Raw genomic sequence first — 16,531 nt, forward strand, 5'->3', positions numbered from 1 at the left:
ATGTCGCGCGATGTTGGTTGCGTCGCCCGTTACGGATCGTGTCTCGATCCTTTCGGGTGCGTTTCCATATCGAATGGAGCGGTTCGGACTGTGCATTAGGCCTGTCGATTGCATCCTGGGAGTCAAGACAATGAAGAAGCTTCTCATCCTCGTCGCGGTCGCGGCCTCGCTCGGTGCCTGCACGCAGCGCGAGCAGAATACCGGAACGGGCGCCCTGATCGGCGCTGGCACGGGTGCACTGATTGGTGGCCTCGCCACCGGCCGCGCTGGTGGCGCGCTCGCGGGCGCTGCAATCGGCGGTGCTGGCGGCGCCATCATCGGCTCGGCCACTACACCTGACCGTGTCTGCTACGGTCGCGACGAATGGGGTCGCCGCGTTCGCTATGCCTGCTGAACCGTTCAGCAGCTGAAGATGGAAAGGCCCGCATTCGCGGGCCTTTTTCATGCGCCGCTCAGACCGCACCGTATGGGCCGAAGCGACCAATGAAGCGGTGGCGCCCGCCAGGATAGAGCAGGCGAACGGCCGTCACCGGCTGGTTCTGATTCCAGGTGCGGCGCTCGACGAGCAGGCATGGCTCGCCCTGCTCGATCTCCAGCAACCCCGACTCCCGTTCGCCCGCCGCCACCGCGCTGATCGCGTGCTCGGCCTGCGACCAGAGACTGTGTTGCAGCAACCAGTCGCCGGGAGGCGTCGTCTCGAATCGTTCGGCCGCGGCTGCGGGCACGGTCGCGAGATGAATCACCCGCTCCTCCAGCACATGCGGCTGCCCGCCGCTGCGATGCAGGGTCACGAGATGGGCCACCTGTTCCGAGCGCTTCAGTTCGAAGCGCGCAGCGACTTCAGGCGAAGGCCGTGCGTCCCGCCGCGACAGAATCTCGAAGGAATAGTCCTGCCCGAGCTGCCTTACCTCGTCGGGTATCGACAGGATGTCGAGCATGGCATGGCTTGCCGGCGGGTTCGCCACGATGGTGCCGGACCGCCGGCGCCGCGTGATCAACCCTTCGCGCGCCAGCTGCACCAAGGCGCGATGTACCGTCATGCGCGACGCGCCGAGCCGCTCCATCAGAGCGTGCTCCGGCGGCACCGCCGTTCCCGGAGGCCAGGCCCCATTCAGGACGAGATCCCGGATGGCACGGCGGATCTGGTCATAGACCGGGCCCGTGCCATCCAGCTTTACAGCCTCGATCCCGTTATCCGACATGACGACCCTTCAAGGACTCAGGCAAGCAGCCGACGCATCGTCGCGGCGAATCGGCTCGCGACAGCGGCGCGTGCGACATGGCGACCTTCGCTGACAACCTGCCGCCCGCCAACCAGGACATCGCGCAAGGGTAAGGCGTTGGCAGCGAAAATCGCGCTGTCGAGCACCGCCTCGCCACGCTTTCCGACCAAGGCAGGATGATCGGGATCGAGCGAGACGAGATCGGCGCGCTGGCCAACCGCAAGGCTTCCAATGGCACGGCCGCAGGCCTGCGCGCCGCCGACACAGGCCTTTGCCCAGAGTGCATGTCCCGTGGAGGCGTCGGCATCCGCCAGCAAGGCACGCCCGCGATCGCGCAGGCGCTGGGAGTATTCGAGTTGGCGCAGCTCGGCGCCGGCATCGATCTGGATGTTGGAATCGCTGCCGACACCGAAGGTCCCGCCAGCGGCCACGTAGCGCACGCCATCGAAGATGCCATCGCCCAGGCTAGACTCGGTGATCGGGCACAGTCCCGCGACAGCGCCGCTGCGCGCGATGGTGTCGCGCTCCGCATCCGTCAGATGGGTGGCGTGGATCAGGCACCAGCGCCTGTCCAACGCAATGCTGTCCGTCAGGAACTCGACCGGGCGACGCCCAGTGATCTTCAGGCTGTCCTCGATCTCGCGCATCTGTTCGGCGACATGGATGTGGATCGGTCCATCAGGCGCCAGGCCAAGCAGCCACTGCAGATCCTCAGGCGAGACGGCGCGCAGCGAATGCGGCGCGACGCCGAGCCGCGAATCCGGCAGAGCGCCGATCGCGACAGCGCTCGCCTCCATGAGCCGGGCAAAACTGTCGCGATTATTGATGAAGCGACGCTGGCCATGGCTCGGGGCCGCGCCGCCGAAATTGCCGAAACGATAGAGCACCGGCAGCAGGGTCAGGCCGATGCCGGTTTCCTCGGCTGCTGCCGCAACCGCCAGCGCCATCGCCGCGATATCGGCATGCGGCTGGCCGTCCTTGTCATGGTGCAGATAGTGGAACTCGGCGAGCGCGGTGAAGCCGCCCTCCAGCATTTCGACCATTGCCTGCGCCGCGATCGCCTGGACGTCGTCGGGATCAAGCCGGTCGAGGAAGCGATACATCACCTCGCGCCAGGTCCAGAACGAATCCGCCGTGGCGCCCCGCCGCTCAGACAGGCCCGCCATGCCGCGCTGGAACAGATGGCTGTGGAGGTTCGGCATGCCAGGCAGCGTCAGCCCGGCCAGGTGCAGGGCACCGGCCGGAGCAACCTCTCCCACGCTCATGGAGGTGATTGTCCCCTCCGCGATCGTGAGCGTCACGTTGTCGGCAAAGCCCTCCGGCAAGAGTGCCTGGGCGAGATGCAGGGTCGGGTATTGTGTCACGCTGGCTCCTCGCTCGATTTGCATATGCAAATGACACTTGCTAATTGCATATGCAATTGTCTAGCATAGTCGGATCGCAAACGAAGTCGAGAGGATGCGGATGGCCGCGGAACCTTCCCACTGCGACAGGATCTGGGTGAATGCCCGCCTCGCGACCATGGCGCCCGGCGCCGGCCAGCCCTATGGCGCAGTCGAAGACGGGGTCGTAGCGGCCCGCGACGGCCGCATCGTCTTTGCCGGCCCGCGCAGCGAGGCACCAACCCTGGACGCGCGCGAAACCGTCGACTGCGGCGGACGCTGGATCACACCGGGCCTGATCGATTGCCATACCCATCTCGTCTATGGCGGAGATCGGGCACATGAGTTCGAGCTCAGGCTGCAGGGCGCGAGCTATGAGGAAATCGCACGCGCCGGCGGCGGCATCCTCTCCACCGTCAAGGCCACGCGCGCTGCCAGCGAGGCCGAGCTCTTCGCCAGCGCCGACCGGCGCCTGGGCGCCTTGATCGCTGAAGGCGTCACGACCGTCGAAATCAAGTCGGGCTACGGGCTCGAACAGCAGGCCGAGCTGAAGCAGCTTGCGGTCGCACGGCAGCTCGGTCGCGAACGGCCTGTCACCGTCCGCACCACTTTCCTTGCCGCCCATGCCGTTCCGCCGGAGTTCACCGGCCGCTCCGGCGACTATGTCGACCAGATCACCGGGCCGATGCTCGACGCCGTGACCGCGCAGGATCTTGCCGACGCAGTCGACGTGTTCTGCGAGGGCATTGCCTTCTCGCCCGAGGAAACGGCCAGGGTATTTACCGCAGCCAGGGCCAAGGGGCTGCCGGTCAAGATCCATGCCGAACAGCTTTCCAATCTCGGCGGCGCCGCACTCGCGGCCGAACATGGCGCACTCTCGGCCGACCATCTCGAATATCTCGACGAGGCGGGCGTGATCGCCATGGCCCGGTCCGGAACGGTCGCCGTCATCCTGCCGGGCGCCTTCTACTTCCTGCGCGAGACGCAGAAGCCGCCGATCGACCTGCTCCGCAAGCATGGCGTTGCAATTGCGCTCGCGACCGACGCCAATCCCGGATCCTCGCCGCTGACCTCGCCGCTGCTGGTCCTCAACATGGCCTGCACGCTCTTCCGGCTGACACCCGAAGAGGCGCTGGCCGGGCTGACGCGCCATGCCGCCAAGGCGCTCGGCCTGCAGGACGAGATCGGCACGCTCGAGGCCGGCAAGCGCTGCGACCTCGCCATCTGGGAGATCGAGCGCCCCGCCGAACTCGCCTACCGCATCGGCTTCAACCCGCTTCACTCCCGCATCTGGAACGGCCAATGACCGCAACATTCTCCCTGAAGCCGGGCGAGGCCGCCCTGAAGCAATGGCGCGCCGTGATTGACGGCACCGCAGCCAAGCTGGATGGCGCAAGCGGGGCAGCGATCGCCTCCGCCCAAGCGATCGTCGACGATATCGTCGCCGCCGGAACCGTGACCTATGGCGTCAATACCGGCTTCGGCAAGCTCGCCAGCGTGCGCATCGCCGATGCCGACCTGGCAACCCTGCAGCGCAACCTGATCCTCTCCCATGCCGTCGGCACTGGCCCTGCCCTGCCGGACCGGATCGTGCGCCTGATCCTCGCCATGAAGGCCGCGAGCCTGGCGCGCGGGGCCTCCGGCGTACGCCCCGTCGTGGTCGAGGCGCTGGTCGGCGCGCTCGCCTCCGAGGCGCTTCCGGTCGTTCCCGCCAAGGGCTCGGTCGGCGCGTCCGGCGATCTTGCGCCGCTTGCCCATCTCACCGCGGCGCTGATGGGCGTCGGCGAGATCAGGCTGAAGGGCGAGACGCTTCCCGCAGGGGATGCCCTGGCCCGGATCGGCCAGAAGCCGCTCGAACTTGGGGCCAAGGAGGGTCTTGCGCTGATCAACGGCACGCAGGTCTCGACCGCGATCGCGCTGACGGCGCTCAGCGACATCGCCCGCGTCTTCGATGCGGCGCTGGTCACTGGCGCACTCTCCGTGGATGCGCTGAAGGGCTCCGACACGCCGTTCGACCCTCGCATCCAGGCGCTGCGCGGCCAGCCCGGCCAGATCCGGGTCGCGCAAACATTGCTCGCGCTGATCGCGAAGAGCGAAATCCGCGACAGCCATCGCTTCGGCGATACCAAGGTCCAGGATCCTTACTCCCTGCGCTGCCAGCCGCAGGTGATGGGGGCCGTGCGCGACCTCCTCGCCAATGCCGCCGCAACGCTTGCGATCGAGGCCAACGCGGTCACCGACAACCCGCTGGTGCTGGGGCCGGGCGAAATCGTCTCGGGCGGCAACTTCCACGCGGAGCCCGTCGCCTTCGCCGCCGACATCCTCGCCATGGGGCTGTGCGAGATCGGCAACCTGTCCGAGCGGCGCATGGCGCTGCTGGTTGACCCCGTGATGAGCGGCCTGCCTCCCTTCCTGGCCCGCGATGCCGGGCTGAACTCCGGCTTCATGATTGCGCAGGTCACGGCAGCCGCGCTGGCATCGGAGAACAAGCAGAAGGCCTATCCCGCCTCGGTCGACACGATCCCGACCTCTGCCAATCAGGAAGACCATGTCTCGATGGCGACGCATGGCGCCTATCGCCTGCTCGACATGGCCCGGAACACGGCCAGCATCATCGGCGTCGAGCTGATGGCCGCGGCGGAAGCGATCGAGCATCATCGCCCGATGAAGACGAGCCCGCGGCTGGAGCCGGTTCTGGCCCTGGTCCGGCAGCGTATCGCGCCGCTCGACGCGGACCGCTACCTTGCCCCCGACCTTGCGGCGGCGACAGAGCTGGTGCTCAGCGGCGCGATCAGCGATGCCGCCGGGCTCGACAGCTTCGCGGAGTTCTCGGCGTGATGAGCATGAACCCTTCCGAGATCGTCAACGTCACGCAAGGCGCCGGTCCGCTGGTCCTGTCGATGCCGCATCCCGGCACTGGCTTGCCGGAGGAGGTGAAGGTGGCGCTGAACGAGACGGGTCGTTCCGTGCCCGACACCGACTGGCATATGCGCCAGCTCTATGCGTTTGCCGAGCGCTTCGCACCGACGATCGTCGAGGCCGGGCTGTCGCGCTATGTCATCGACCTCAACCGCGATCCGTCCGGCGTATCGCTCTACCCCGGACAGGCGACGACGGAACTCGTGCCGACCACGACCTTCGACGGCGAGCCGATCTGGGCAAAGGCGCCCGACGAGGCCGAGATCGCGCGCCGTCGCGCCGCCTATTTCCAGCCCTATCACGACGCACTCGCAGCCGAGATCGAACGGGCCAAGGCCGCGCATGGTTTCTGTCTGCTCTGGGACTGCCACTCCATCAAGTCGGTCATTCCACGCCTGTTCCCGGGCACGCTGCCGCTGCTCAATCTCGGCACCAATTCCGGTGCGAGCTGCGCACCTTCGGTCCAGCACGCGGCCGATGCAGCGCTTGCCGGCTCGGGCTTCAGCCATGTCAGCAATGGCCGCTTCAAGGGCGGCTGGATCACCCGGCATTACGGCCAGCCGGCGCGGGATGTGCACGCGATCCAGATGGAAATCTCGCTGAGCGGCTATCTCACCGAGGAGACGCCGCCCTGGCGCTTCGACAYGCCTAGGGCCGCCCAACTGCAAACCGCCCTCTCCGCCATCATCGAAGCCGCGCTCGAAGCGGCCAGAAAGCTGAAACCCTGACCCTGATCGGGCGGAAACAACGCATTCCGCATGTCCCGATCACGGTTTGAACGGAGCCATTCATGACCCGCATCGACAATAGCCGCGTCATCCGCAGCCCCAGGGGCAGCGAGCTCTCCGCCAAGAGCTGGCTGACCGAAGCGCCGCTGCGCATGCTGATGAACAATCTCGACCCCGACGTCGCCGAGAAGCCGGGCGAGCTCGTGGTCTATGGCGGCATCGGCCGCGCTGCCCGGACCTGGGAAGATTTCGACCGGATCGTCGGCGCGCTGCGCTCGCTCGAGGCCGACGAAACGCTGCTGGTGCAGTCCGGCAAGCCCGTCGGCGTGTTCCGCACCCATGCGGATGCACCGCGCGTGCTGATCGCCAATTCGAACCTCGTGCCGGCCTACGCGAACTGGGAGCATTTTCACGAGCTCGATAAGGCGGGGCTGATGATGTACGGCCAGATGACCGCGGGGTCCTGGATCTATATCGGCACGCAGGGCATCGTTCAGGGCACTTACGAAACCTTCGTCGAGGTCGGCCGCCAGCATTATGGCGGCAGCCTCAAGGGCAAGTGGATCCTGACCGGCGGTCTCGGCGGCATGGGTGGGGCCCAGCCGCTCGCCGCGACGATGGCCGGGGCCTCGATGATCGCCATCGAGTGCAAGCCCTCCAGCATCGAGTTCCGGCTGCGCACCGGCTATCTCGACGAGAAGGCCGACAGTGTCGACGAGGCGCTGGAGATCATCAAGCGCGCCCATGCGGCCGGCAAGGCCGTCTCGGTCGGTGTGCTCGGCAATGCGGCGGAAGTCTTCCCCGACATGGTCAGGCGCGGCATCCGCCCGGATGTCGTCACCGACCAGACCTCGGCCCATGACCCTCTGAACGGCTATCTGCCGGCCGGCTGGACGCTCGAGCAGTGGGAAGAGCGCAAGGAGCGCGATCCTGCCGGTACGATCGAGGCCGCCAAGAAATCGATGGCCGTGCATGTCCGCGCCATGCTGGATTTCCAGCAGATGGGCGTGCCGACGCTCGATTACGGCAATAATATCCGCCAGATGGCGAAGGATATGGGTGTCGACAACGCCTTCGATTTCCCCGGCTTCGTTCCGGCCTATATTCGCCCGCTGTTCTGCCGCGGCGTGGGCCCGTTCCGCTGGGCTGCGCTCTCAGGCGATCCGGAGGACATCTATCGCACGGACCAGCGCGTGAAGGAGCTGATGCCGGACGATCACCATCTGCATAACTGGCTCGACATGGCGCGCGAGCGCATCAAGTTCCAGGGCCTGCCGGCACGGATCTGCTGGGTCGGCCTCGGCGACCGGCACCGGCTCGGCCTGGCCTTCAACGAGATGGTGGCCAAGGGCGAGCTCAAGGCGCCGGTGGTGATCGGCCGCGACCACCTCGATTCGGGTTCGGTCGCTTCGCCGAACCGCGAGACGGAAGCGATGAAGGACGGTTCGGACGCCGTCTCCGATTGGCCACTGCTGAACGCGCTGCTCAACACTGCCGGCGGCGCGACCTGGGTCTCGCTTCACCATGGTGGCGGCGTCGGCATGGGCTATTCGCAGCATTCGGGCGTCGTCATCGTCGCCGACGGCACCCCGGAGGCGGCAAAGCGGCTGGAGCGCGTCCTTTGGAATGACCCGGCGACCGGCGTGATGCGTCATGCCGATGCCGGCTACGAGATCGCGATCGACTGCGCCAAGGCAAAGGGCCTGAAGCTGCCGGGCATTCTCGGCTGATCATGCGCATCATCCGCGCCAGCGCGTGCCGCACCATGCCGTGGAAGAACGGCGGCGGCACCACGACGGAGATCGCAGCGCATCCGCCCGGCGCCTCGTTGGACGGCTTCGACTGGCGGATCTCCATGGCCCATGTCGGGTCGGACGGCCCCTTCTCCGTTTTTCCCGGCATCGACAGGACCTTGTCGGTGCTGACGGGCCGGGGAATCGTCCTCGCCTTCGGCGAGGGCGAAAGCAAACGCCTCGAGCGGTCCACCGAGCCCTATCCGTTCGCGGCCGACAGGCCGGTCGAGGGGCAATTGGTGGACGGGCCGATCGACGACCTCAACGTGATGACCCGCCGCGGTCGCTGGCTGCACAAGGTAACGCGCTTCAGTGGCACTGGCCCGTTCCAGCTCGACCAGACGGGAGAACTCGTGGTCCTGGTCGCTCGCTCCGATGGCTGGACGATAGCGCGGCCCCCGCACCGGGAAATCCTAGCCACCGGGGACAGTGCCCTGCTGGAATCGGTCGAAGGCGTCGTCCTGACGAATCCTCACGACTCCGGCGAGATCTTCGCGATCGTGCTGTCGGCCGCTCCGCAGATCTGACGCGCGGCCGACGCTCCGATCATGCCTCCATGTAACTGCGCGTCATCGGCAAGGTGTCGAGCCGCTTAGCGAGCTGGAGCTGGAAGACGACAAGGCCATCGTGGCGGAAACTCGCTTCCGAAGCCGCCAGATAGAACTCCCACATCCGCGCGAAGCGCTCGTCATACATGTCCACCGCCTCCTTGCGCCGAGCGAGGAATCGCTCGCGCCAGGCCTTCAGCGTCTCGGCATAGTGAAGGCGCAGCACCTCGACATCAGTGATGATCAGGCCCTCGCGTTCGATTGCCGCCGTGATTTCCGACATGGCGGGAATGTAGCCGCCGGGGAAGATGTATTTGGCGATGAAAGGGTTCGTCGCACCTGGGGGCGTGGTGCGACCGATCGTGTGAATGAGCGCAGCACCGTTATCCGTGAGCAGCTCCGTAATCTTGCGAAAATAGGCACGGTAATAGCCCACGCCGACATGCTCGAACATACCGACCGAGACGATGCGGTCGAAGGGTTCCGCTAGCATGCGGTAATCCTGGAACTGGAAATCGACCGGCAGCCCCTCGGCGGCAGCCCGCTCCTGCGCGACGGAAAGCTGCTCCCGCGAGAGGGTGATGCCCTTCACCGAGGCACCGGTCTCGCGCGCGATGCTCAAGCCCAGACCGCCCCAGCCCGACCCGATATCGAGGACGCGCTGGCCCGGCTCGATCGCCAGCTTGGCGATGATGTGGTGCTTCTTGGCCGCCTGTGCGTCCACGAGCGAAATGTCCGGGCTCGGAAAGTAGGCGCAGGAATACTGCAGGTCTTCGTCGAGGAAGAGCCGGAAGAACTCGGTCCTGAGGTCATAGTGATGGGCGACGTTGCGTCTCGCCCAAGCCAGATTGTTGTTCTGGGTGATGCGCCTGATCGCCGTGCGGAATTGCGTGAGAGGTCGCGTCCACGCGGTCAGTTCCTGTCGCGATGCGCCGGCGATCAGAATGTCGAGAAGGTCGTAGAGACTGCCACGCTCGACGACGACACGCCCGTCCATCACCGCCTCGCCAAGAGCAAGCTCTGGATTCAGCGCCAGTTTCAACTCGGTCGGCCGGTCGAGAATACGCATCGTCGGCCCAGGACTTCTCCCGGCGCCGACGGAGCGCTGGGATCCGTCGGCGAAGACAACATCGAGCCGGGATTTCCCCACCAGCCGAGACAACATCGATTCAATGAGCGCGCGCAAGGACGTCACTCCGTCAGCGAACTCCCCTTCGCCAAAAAATGGCAATGGAGCCCCTTCAGTGCAACACCTTCAACCTGGGAGTGCAACAGGGGCCTGACTTCAGTGCATGGCGGCGGAGGCTCGGCTCCGCCGCCGAATATTACCGCAACATCCCCATCGTTCGCGGCAGCCACAGCGTCAACTCGGGAATGAAGGTGATGGCGAAGAGCGCCAGGAAGAGCGGCACCAGCCAGGGCAGGATCGCCATGGTGGTCTGCTCGACCGAGAGTTTCGCCACCCGCGAAAGCACGAAGAGCACCATGCCGAGCGGCGGATGCAGCAGGCCGATCATCAGGTTCAGCGTCATGATCAACCCGAAATGGATCGGGTCGACGCCGAGCTTGAGGGCGATCGGCAGCAGGATCGGCACCACGATGGTGATCGCCGCAATGGTGTCGAGGAAGCAGCCGATGAAGAGCAGCAGCAGATTGACCAGGATCAGGAAGACCCATTTGTTCTGGGTCAGCCCGAGGATCAGGTCGGACAGGATCTGCGCCGTGCTCGAGACCGTCAGCAGCCAGGCGAAGATCGAGGCGGCTGTGACGATGAAGAGGACGGAAGCGGTCGTCTCGATCGTGTCGAAGGTCGCCTTGGTCAGTGTGCGCAGCGTCATCGAGCGATAGCGGACAAGGCCGAGGAAGAGCGACCAGATCACCGCCGCAGCGGCGGCCTCCGTCGGCGTGAACCAGCCCAGCGTCATGCCGCCGATCAGGATGACCGGCGTCATCAGTGCCATCACCGCCGAGAAGTCGAAATAGTAGTCGAGCGCCAGCAGGGCGACGAGCGCGAGCCCGATCGCGACATTCTCCGACAGGCCTGCCCAGACGAGCAGATAAGCCAGGACCGGGAAGCCAAGCACGACCAGAACCTCGATCCCGGCCGAGCCGATCTGGCGCAGCGAGAATTTGGCGTCGGAGCCCCAGCCGCGCATGCGGGCGAAGACGGCGACCGTGCCCATCATGAACAGCGTCATCACCACGCCGGGAATGACACCGCCAAGGAAAAGTGCACCGATCGAGGTGTTCGACATCATGCCGTAGATGACGAAGGGCAGTGAAGGCGGAATGATCGGCCCGAGCGTCGCCGAGGCCGCCGTCACGCCGACGGCAACATCCATGGGATAGCCATGGTCCTTCATGGCCTTGATCTCGATCGTGCCGATGCCCGCGGCATCCGCGATCGCCGTGCCCGACATGCCCGAGAAGATCACCGAGCCGATGATGTTGACCTGGGCTAGGCCGCCGCGCATCCAACCGACAAGCGCGACCGCGAAGGCATAGATGCGACCGGTGACGCCGGCGATGTTCATCAGATTGCCGGCAAGGATGAAGAACGGCACCGCCAGCAGCGGGAAACTCTCGACGCCGGCGATCATCCGCTGCGCCATGATGACATCGGGCACAGTGCCGGAAATGACGATGAAGGCGAGAGAGGCGACGGCCATGGAGATGGCCACCGGCACGCCGAGGATCATCAGGCCGAGGAAGGTTCCGAGCAGGATGAGCATGCCTCAGGCCTCCGAGCCGTCGAAGGCCGAAGGCCGTTCCAGCACGGAATAGCCGCGTCGTGCATTCTGCCAGGCGACCTGGATCGAGCGCAGCGTCATCAGAGCGAAGGCAATGACGACGGCATTGAAGACGATCGACTTCGGAAACTGGATCGTCGTCATCATCTCATCGGGGATGAGCGACGCATATTTGTACATGAGCCAGGTGGCGTAGCCGAAGAAGACGATCCGCAAGAGATCGACGCCCGTCGACAGGATCCGCCCCATGCCGGGCGACAGGTAGCGGTAGATGAAATCGACCTGGATGTGGCGCGAGGCCCGCACGCACATCGAGGCGCCGAGGAAGACGACGACGATCAGCGCGTAGATCGCGATCTCTTCCGTCCAGGCGTAGGAATCGTTCAGGACATAGCGCGTGAAGAACTGCAGCACGACGCAACCGACCATCAGCCAGAAGGCGGCGAGCGTCACCCAGTCCTCGACGCCATAGCCGCTCAGATCGGCAGGCGGTGGCGCCTCGTCGAAGACATGCGCGATTTCCTCGCTGGTGACGGGGATGTGGATCTCCTGCGGGGTCTCGCTCGACATCGACGGCCTCGGCTCGGCGTGAGGACAAAAAAGGGCCGGTCAAAGACCGGCCCGATGCGACGGATCAGATCACTTGATCGCCTGGATGCGTTCCCAGTCGGCCTTGCGGTAGCCGAACTGCTCGAAGCTGACATTCTTCTGTACGGCAGCGAGGAAGTCGGCCTTGTCGATCTCGGTGACCGACAGGCCCTTGTCCTTGAAGACCTGCACGAGCTTGACCTCGTCGGACTGGATCTTCTTGGTCGCACGCTCGGCAGCCTCCTGCGCGACGTCGGTGAAGATCTTGCGGTCTTCTGGCGAGAGCTTGTCCCAGAGCTGCTTGGAGACGACCGTGTTGAGGTGGTCGACGATATGTCCGGTCAGGACGATGTGCTTCTGCACCTCGTAGAACTTCTTCGCCTCGATCGTGTTGAGCGGATTCTCCTGCGCCTCGACCGTACCGTTCTGGAGCGCGAGATAGACCTCGGCGAAGGCGATCGGCGTCGTATTGGCGCCGCAGGCGCGTGGCATGGCGAGATAGGCCGGCACGTCCGGCACGCGGATCTTCAGCCCCTTCATGTCCGCGCAGGTCTTGATCGGCTTGTTCGCGGTGGTGTGGCGCGTGCCGTAATAGGTGACGGCCAGGATCTGGTGCCCGCTCTTCTCCTGATAGCCCTTCGCCATCTCCTTGAAGACGTCGCTCTTCACGTAGGCGAGGAGGTGGTCCGGGCCGCGGAAGATGAAGGGATAATAGGTCACGCCGATCGGCGGATAGGCGCGGGCCGCGAAGCTCGAGCCCGAGATGATCATGTCGACGGTGCCCAGCGTCAGGCCCTGGTTGATGTCGGTTTCCTTGCCGAGTTGCGAGGCCGGGTAGACCGTGATCTCGTATTTGCCGTTGGTGCGCTTCTTGATCTCGTCCGCAGCCCAGACCGACTCGGTGTGGAACGGCTCGGATGTCTCGTAGACATGCGCCCATTTCAGCTTGGTCTGGGCCTGGGCCGGCGCCCCGGCAAGAACGAGGCCGGCGGCAAAGGCTGCAGCCAGTGTCAGATAGCTCTTCATCAGGTGTCCTCCCATGGACTCGAAGATCGTTGCTTGGCGTCAATTCTTGCTGGCCGGGCAGGAGTTGACGCTCTCCTGCCCGCTTGAAACCCCTTCACCGAAACTCTGCGAAAAACGCTCCTGCGAGCAGCGCAGGTGCCGGCGCATCGCGGTGCTGGCGGCCTCTCCCGATCCAGCGGCCAGCGCATCACGGATAACCCGGTGCTCGGCGACGGCGGTGCGCCAGGATGTCTCGTTCTCGAAGTAGCTCGCGAGTTGCTGGAAATACGGATTGATGCGCTGATCGAACAAGGTGCCAACAAAGCGCGCCAGAACGGAGTTCCCCAGGATTCCGGCGATCGCGACATGGAAGGCGCGGTCGAGCGCGACGAGTTCGTCGCTCGGCAATCCGGGAGCCTCCATTCCGCACAGGATTTCCTCGAGGCGCGCGAGATCCTCGCCCGTTGCCTGCCCTCCCGCCTCGGCGCAGATCGCGCTCTCCACCAGCTCGCGGGCCTTCAGGACCTCGAAAGGCCCCTCGGGCGCATCATCGGAGACAAGGATGGCGCTGGGAACCGGACGTGGCGGATCGATCACGTAGACGCCGGAGCCCATGCGGATACGCACCCGCCCCTCGACCTCGAGCGCGATCAAGGCCTCGCGCACTGAAGGACGAGAGACGCCGAGCTTTTCCGCGAGTTCCCGCTCAGGTGGCAGGCGTGCGCCAACGGGAAACTCCTGCCGGTCAATGAGATGACGCAGCTGATCGGCGATCTGACGATAAAGGCGCGGCGACTCGACGGCTTCGAGCGGCACGTGTCACTCCCCGGTCCATCCCCTGCCTCGGCAGTACCGAGGTCAATTTGGCCATGTGGTCAGGCCAATTTTGGAGAAGAAACCATCGTAGCGACCGGCATGTCAATGAGCCTTCGCAGGCAGGCGCCTTCCGTTCCAGCGATGGCCCTGCCCCTGCCGTTACGCCCCGTACCAGCAGCTCGGTCTTTCAGAACGCCAGCGGCCGATGGTACGGCTGAGTGCGACCAAGGTCGCGGACTTTGGTTTGTCGATTTGTCCGACCATGGTCTCTCCCCGCAGTCCGGCCTCATGGGTATAATTGTTGAGGCGGCTCGCACCCATTGGCCAGATGCGGGGAGGCGGACATGTATCTTCCGCGCGAGACCACCGGCGTCCTGTTGAAGGAAGCTGAGCGCGCTCTGGAAAACCGGCTCGAGATCGTCAGAGCCCTCGCCTTGGGGCAGATCACCAAACGCGATCTGCTGCGCTGGGGATATTTCGCGACCGGCGGGCTTCTGATCGCGAGGAACGGGCTCGGCCGGTTCGTCGGTAGCGCCTATGCCGACAGCGTGCCGCGCAGCCCGACTTTCGGCGCAGTCAAGTTCCAGACGCCGATGCCGCGGGCCGAGCTTCAGAGGCCGGTCCCGCTGCTGCGCCTGCCGAATGGCGATGCGGCCTGGCAGACGGGTGGGGGCGGTACGGAACTGGCCGCCAGGAGCTTTTCCTATCACACCGACTTCACCAATTCCGGCGGTGCGGTCTTCCGCAATCCGGTGACCGGTGTCGGGCCGTTCGAGGGGCGGCCGCCCGGCGAGTTCTTCGCGCATCAGCGCTGGGAGGAGCTTTACCCGAAGGTGGGCTATCTGCTGTCGGTCGGACAGGTCCGACCGGGCAGCAAATTCGGCCAAGGGCTGCCGGACCAGAACGCGAACTCCGTCTGGTCCTTCGGCCCCCGGCAGCCTGGGCAGACGGGGAATGCCGCCGGCCTGCGCACGGGGTTGGCGAGGCCCGTTCTGATCAAGGCCCGCTACGGCGAACCGATCCTCACGCGAATCTACAACGACCTGCCGGTCGACCGGGCCATCAATGGCGGATTCGGGCGCAACGAAAGCTCGGTTCACCTTCACAATTCGCATAACGGCGCCGAGAGCGACGGTGCCTGCAACGCGTTCAATTTCCCCGGGACTTTCTATGACTATCACTGGGCAATGGCCATGGCGCGGCGCGATTTGCCGAGCGTCTGGCCGACCAGCGACCGCGACTTTGCGCGCAAGGCCTCGGGACCCGACGATGGCAACGGCCTGGTTCAGGTCCCGGGCGATTTCCGGGAGATCCAGGGCAGCCTCTGGTTCCACGACCATCGCTTCTTCTTCACGGCGCAGAACGTCTACAAGGGCATGTTCGCTGTCTTCAACATCTACAGCGGCCCTGATCGAGGCCGCGAAGATCTCGATGACGGCATCAACCTGCGGCTGCCGAGCGGCTCGCAGCTCAAATGGGGCAATGTCGATTTCGACATCAACCTCGCGATCTCGAACCCGGCCTTCGACGCCAATGGGCAGCCCCGGTTCGACATCTTCGACACCGATGGCTTCCTGGGTGACATCCTGTTGGTCAACGGCACCTATTATCCGTATTTCGAGGTGCTGCCGCGACGTTACCGCTTCCGCCTCCTGAACGTCTCCGTCGCGCGCTTCATCAAACTGGCACTCGGGGTCAACAAGAGTGCTCGCTTCTCGCAAGCCACCAAAGTTCCGTTCTACTTCATCGCCAATGACGGAAATCTGGTTGTCAGTCCGATCGCCCTGACCGAGCTGGACGAGCAGGGCGTTGCGGAGCGCTACGACATCGTTGTCGATTTTTCCGCCTTTGCGCCAGGCGACAGCATCTATCTGGTGAACCTGTTGCAGCAGACCGACGGGCGCCGGCCAGACGGCGCCGTCTCGATCGACAGGGCACTCAAGGCTGGCGGTGACGATCCTTGTGTCGGCCCCTTCCTTGAGTTCCGGGTCGTGAATTCGCTGCAAAGCGTCGACAATCCCGGCAAGATCTACAATGCCAGCAATCCGCTCGACAAGGATCGCAGCGTCAATTTCACCGATCCCGAGTGGCGGTCCGGCGCCAAGACCCTGACCAGTCAAATCCCGATCGTCGCGCCAGTGCGTGAGCGGACCCTTGAATTCGGCAGGTCAGGGGGTGGAGATTCTCGCAATACTGCTGACGGGCAATGCATCCCCGATTGCGGCAATGCCGATTCCTTTCCCTGGACCATCAAAGTCAACGGCCAAGCAGCGCACTCGCTCAACGCCAACCGCATCTCCCTCCTGGTCCCCAAGCCGGGCGAGGTGGAGCACTGGACCCTCGTCAATGGCGGGGGCGGCTGGGACCACCCGATTCACCTTCATTTCGAGGAAGGCGTCACCATCGACCGCGGCGGAGCTGCCATTCCCGCAACGGAGCGCCTTGTACGCAAGGATGTCTGGCGCCTGCGGCCCTCGGGCAAGGTGAAATTCCAGGTGCGGTTCGGGGAGTTCGGCGGGGCCTATGTGACCCATTGCCATAACGCCACCCATGAGGATGCTGCTGCGGCTCCAGCTCCTGACGCCTCCACCCGGAGATCCGAACTTCAAGGGCCAGCCGCAATATGTGGTGACACAGACGCCGATCCCGACGCCGAACGGCGTGACCTTCAAGCAGCCCGAAATTCTACCTGAAGGAGATCCCCGGAAACTCAGAGTTGCAGGATCTGCACGCTCCTGACCAAGACAGGGCGACCGATCGCCGGAGCTCCGCTGCACAA

14 protein-coding genes are annotated in these 16,531 nt (G+C 65.0%); 7 read left to right on the forward strand and 7 right to left on the reverse strand.

All coding sequences use genetic code 11. The annotated features are described in order from the left end of the window. Window positions 1-130: 130 nt before the first annotated feature. Window positions 131-394 (forward strand): glycine zipper domain-containing protein, encoded by a 264-nt coding sequence (locus AC1DW9_RS19020; protein WP_069877583.1) that lies wholly within the window; start codon window positions 131-133, stop codon window positions 392-394. A 58-nt stretch (window positions 395-452) separates the two neighbouring features. Here the strand turns inward: AC1DW9_RS19020 and AC1DW9_RS19025 are convergent, their stop codons facing one another. After that, entirely contained in the window at window positions 453-1,202 is a 750-nt protein-coding gene (locus tag AC1DW9_RS19025) for a UTRA domain-containing protein (RefSeq protein WP_441490049.1), read from the reverse strand. A gap of 17 nt (window positions 1,203-1,219) precedes the next feature. Then, a complete protein-coding gene (locus AC1DW9_RS19030; protein WP_476775462.1) occupies window positions 1,220-2,587 on the reverse strand; it encodes a formimidoylglutamate deiminase in 1,368 nt (455 codons plus the stop codon). A gap of 100 nt (window positions 2,588-2,687) precedes the next feature. Here AC1DW9_RS19030 and hutI point away from each other — a divergent pair, with 100 nt between their 5' ends. The 5 genes from hutI to AC1DW9_RS19055 all read left to right on the forward strand — a co-directional run bounded on the left by hutI (window position 2,688) and on the right by AC1DW9_RS19055 (window position 8,572). Beyond that, window positions 2,688-3,911, forward strand: a complete 1,224-nt coding sequence (gene hutI, locus AC1DW9_RS19035; protein ID WP_441490051.1) for an imidazolonepropionase — start codon at window positions 2,688-2,690, stop codon at window positions 3,909-3,911. Beyond that, a complete protein-coding gene (gene hutH / locus AC1DW9_RS19040; RefSeq protein WP_441506088.1) occupies window positions 3,908-5,443 on the forward strand; it encodes a histidine ammonia-lyase in 1,536 nt (511 codons plus the stop codon). Before hutI ends, hutH begins: the two co-directional genes overlap by 4 nt. After that, window positions 5,443-6,252 (forward strand): N-formylglutamate deformylase, encoded by an 810-nt coding sequence (hutG, locus tag AC1DW9_RS19045; protein WP_476855157.1) that lies wholly within the window; start codon window positions 5,443-5,445, stop codon window positions 6,250-6,252. The genes hutH and hutG overlap by 1 nt, the downstream gene beginning before the upstream one ends. A gap of 62 nt (window positions 6,253-6,314) precedes the next feature. After that, on the forward strand, window positions 6,315-7,982 hold the full coding sequence (hutU, locus tag AC1DW9_RS19050) for a urocanate hydratase (RefSeq protein ID WP_441490054.1): 1,668 nt from the start codon (window positions 6,315-6,317) through the stop codon (window positions 7,980-7,982). A gap of 2 nt (window positions 7,983-7,984) precedes the next feature. Beyond that, the gene (locus tag AC1DW9_RS19055) at window positions 7,985-8,572 is read left to right on the forward strand and encodes a HutD/Ves family protein (RefSeq protein ID WP_441490055.1); all 588 of its coding nucleotides are present in this window, start codon (window positions 7,985-7,987) and stop codon (window positions 8,570-8,572) included. A 19-nt stretch (window positions 8,573-8,591) separates the two neighbouring features. Here the strand turns inward: AC1DW9_RS19055 and AC1DW9_RS19060 are convergent, their stop codons facing one another. From AC1DW9_RS19060 to AC1DW9_RS19080, 5 genes are all read right to left on the reverse strand, one after another. Further along, window positions 8,592-9,662, reverse strand: a complete 1,071-nt coding sequence (locus AC1DW9_RS19060; RefSeq protein WP_441506087.1) for a class I SAM-dependent methyltransferase — start codon at window positions 9,660-9,662, stop codon at window positions 8,592-8,594. Window positions 9,663-9,918: 256 nt separating this feature from the next. Next, entirely contained in the window at window positions 9,919-11,325 is a 1,407-nt protein-coding gene (locus AC1DW9_RS19065; protein ID WP_441490057.1) for a TRAP transporter large permease, read from the reverse strand. Between the two features lie 3 nt (window positions 11,326-11,328). Continuing rightward, window positions 11,329-11,913, reverse strand: a complete 585-nt coding sequence (locus AC1DW9_RS19070; RefSeq protein ID WP_441490058.1) for a TRAP transporter small permease — start codon at window positions 11,911-11,913, stop codon at window positions 11,329-11,331. A 69-nt stretch (window positions 11,914-11,982) separates the two neighbouring features. Then, window positions 11,983-12,957: a sialic acid TRAP transporter substrate-binding protein SiaP gene (locus AC1DW9_RS19075; protein WP_441490059.1), complete on the reverse strand. Its 975-nt coding sequence runs from the start codon at window positions 12,955-12,957 to the stop codon at window positions 11,983-11,985. A gap of 39 nt (window positions 12,958-12,996) precedes the next feature. Beyond that, window positions 12,997-13,752 (reverse strand): FadR/GntR family transcriptional regulator, encoded by a 756-nt coding sequence (locus AC1DW9_RS19080; RefSeq protein ID WP_441506086.1) that lies wholly within the window; start codon window positions 13,750-13,752, stop codon window positions 12,997-12,999. Between the two features lie 344 nt (window positions 13,753-14,096). Between AC1DW9_RS19080 and AC1DW9_RS19085 the strand changes: the two genes are divergently transcribed. After that, entirely contained in the window at window positions 14,097-16,445 is a 2,349-nt protein-coding gene (locus tag AC1DW9_RS19085) for a multicopper oxidase family protein (protein ID WP_441506085.1), read from the forward strand. Window positions 16,446-16,531: the final 86 nt, after the last annotated feature.

The sequence above is a fragment of the Allobosea sp. P4_E12 genome (assembly GCF_056401655.1).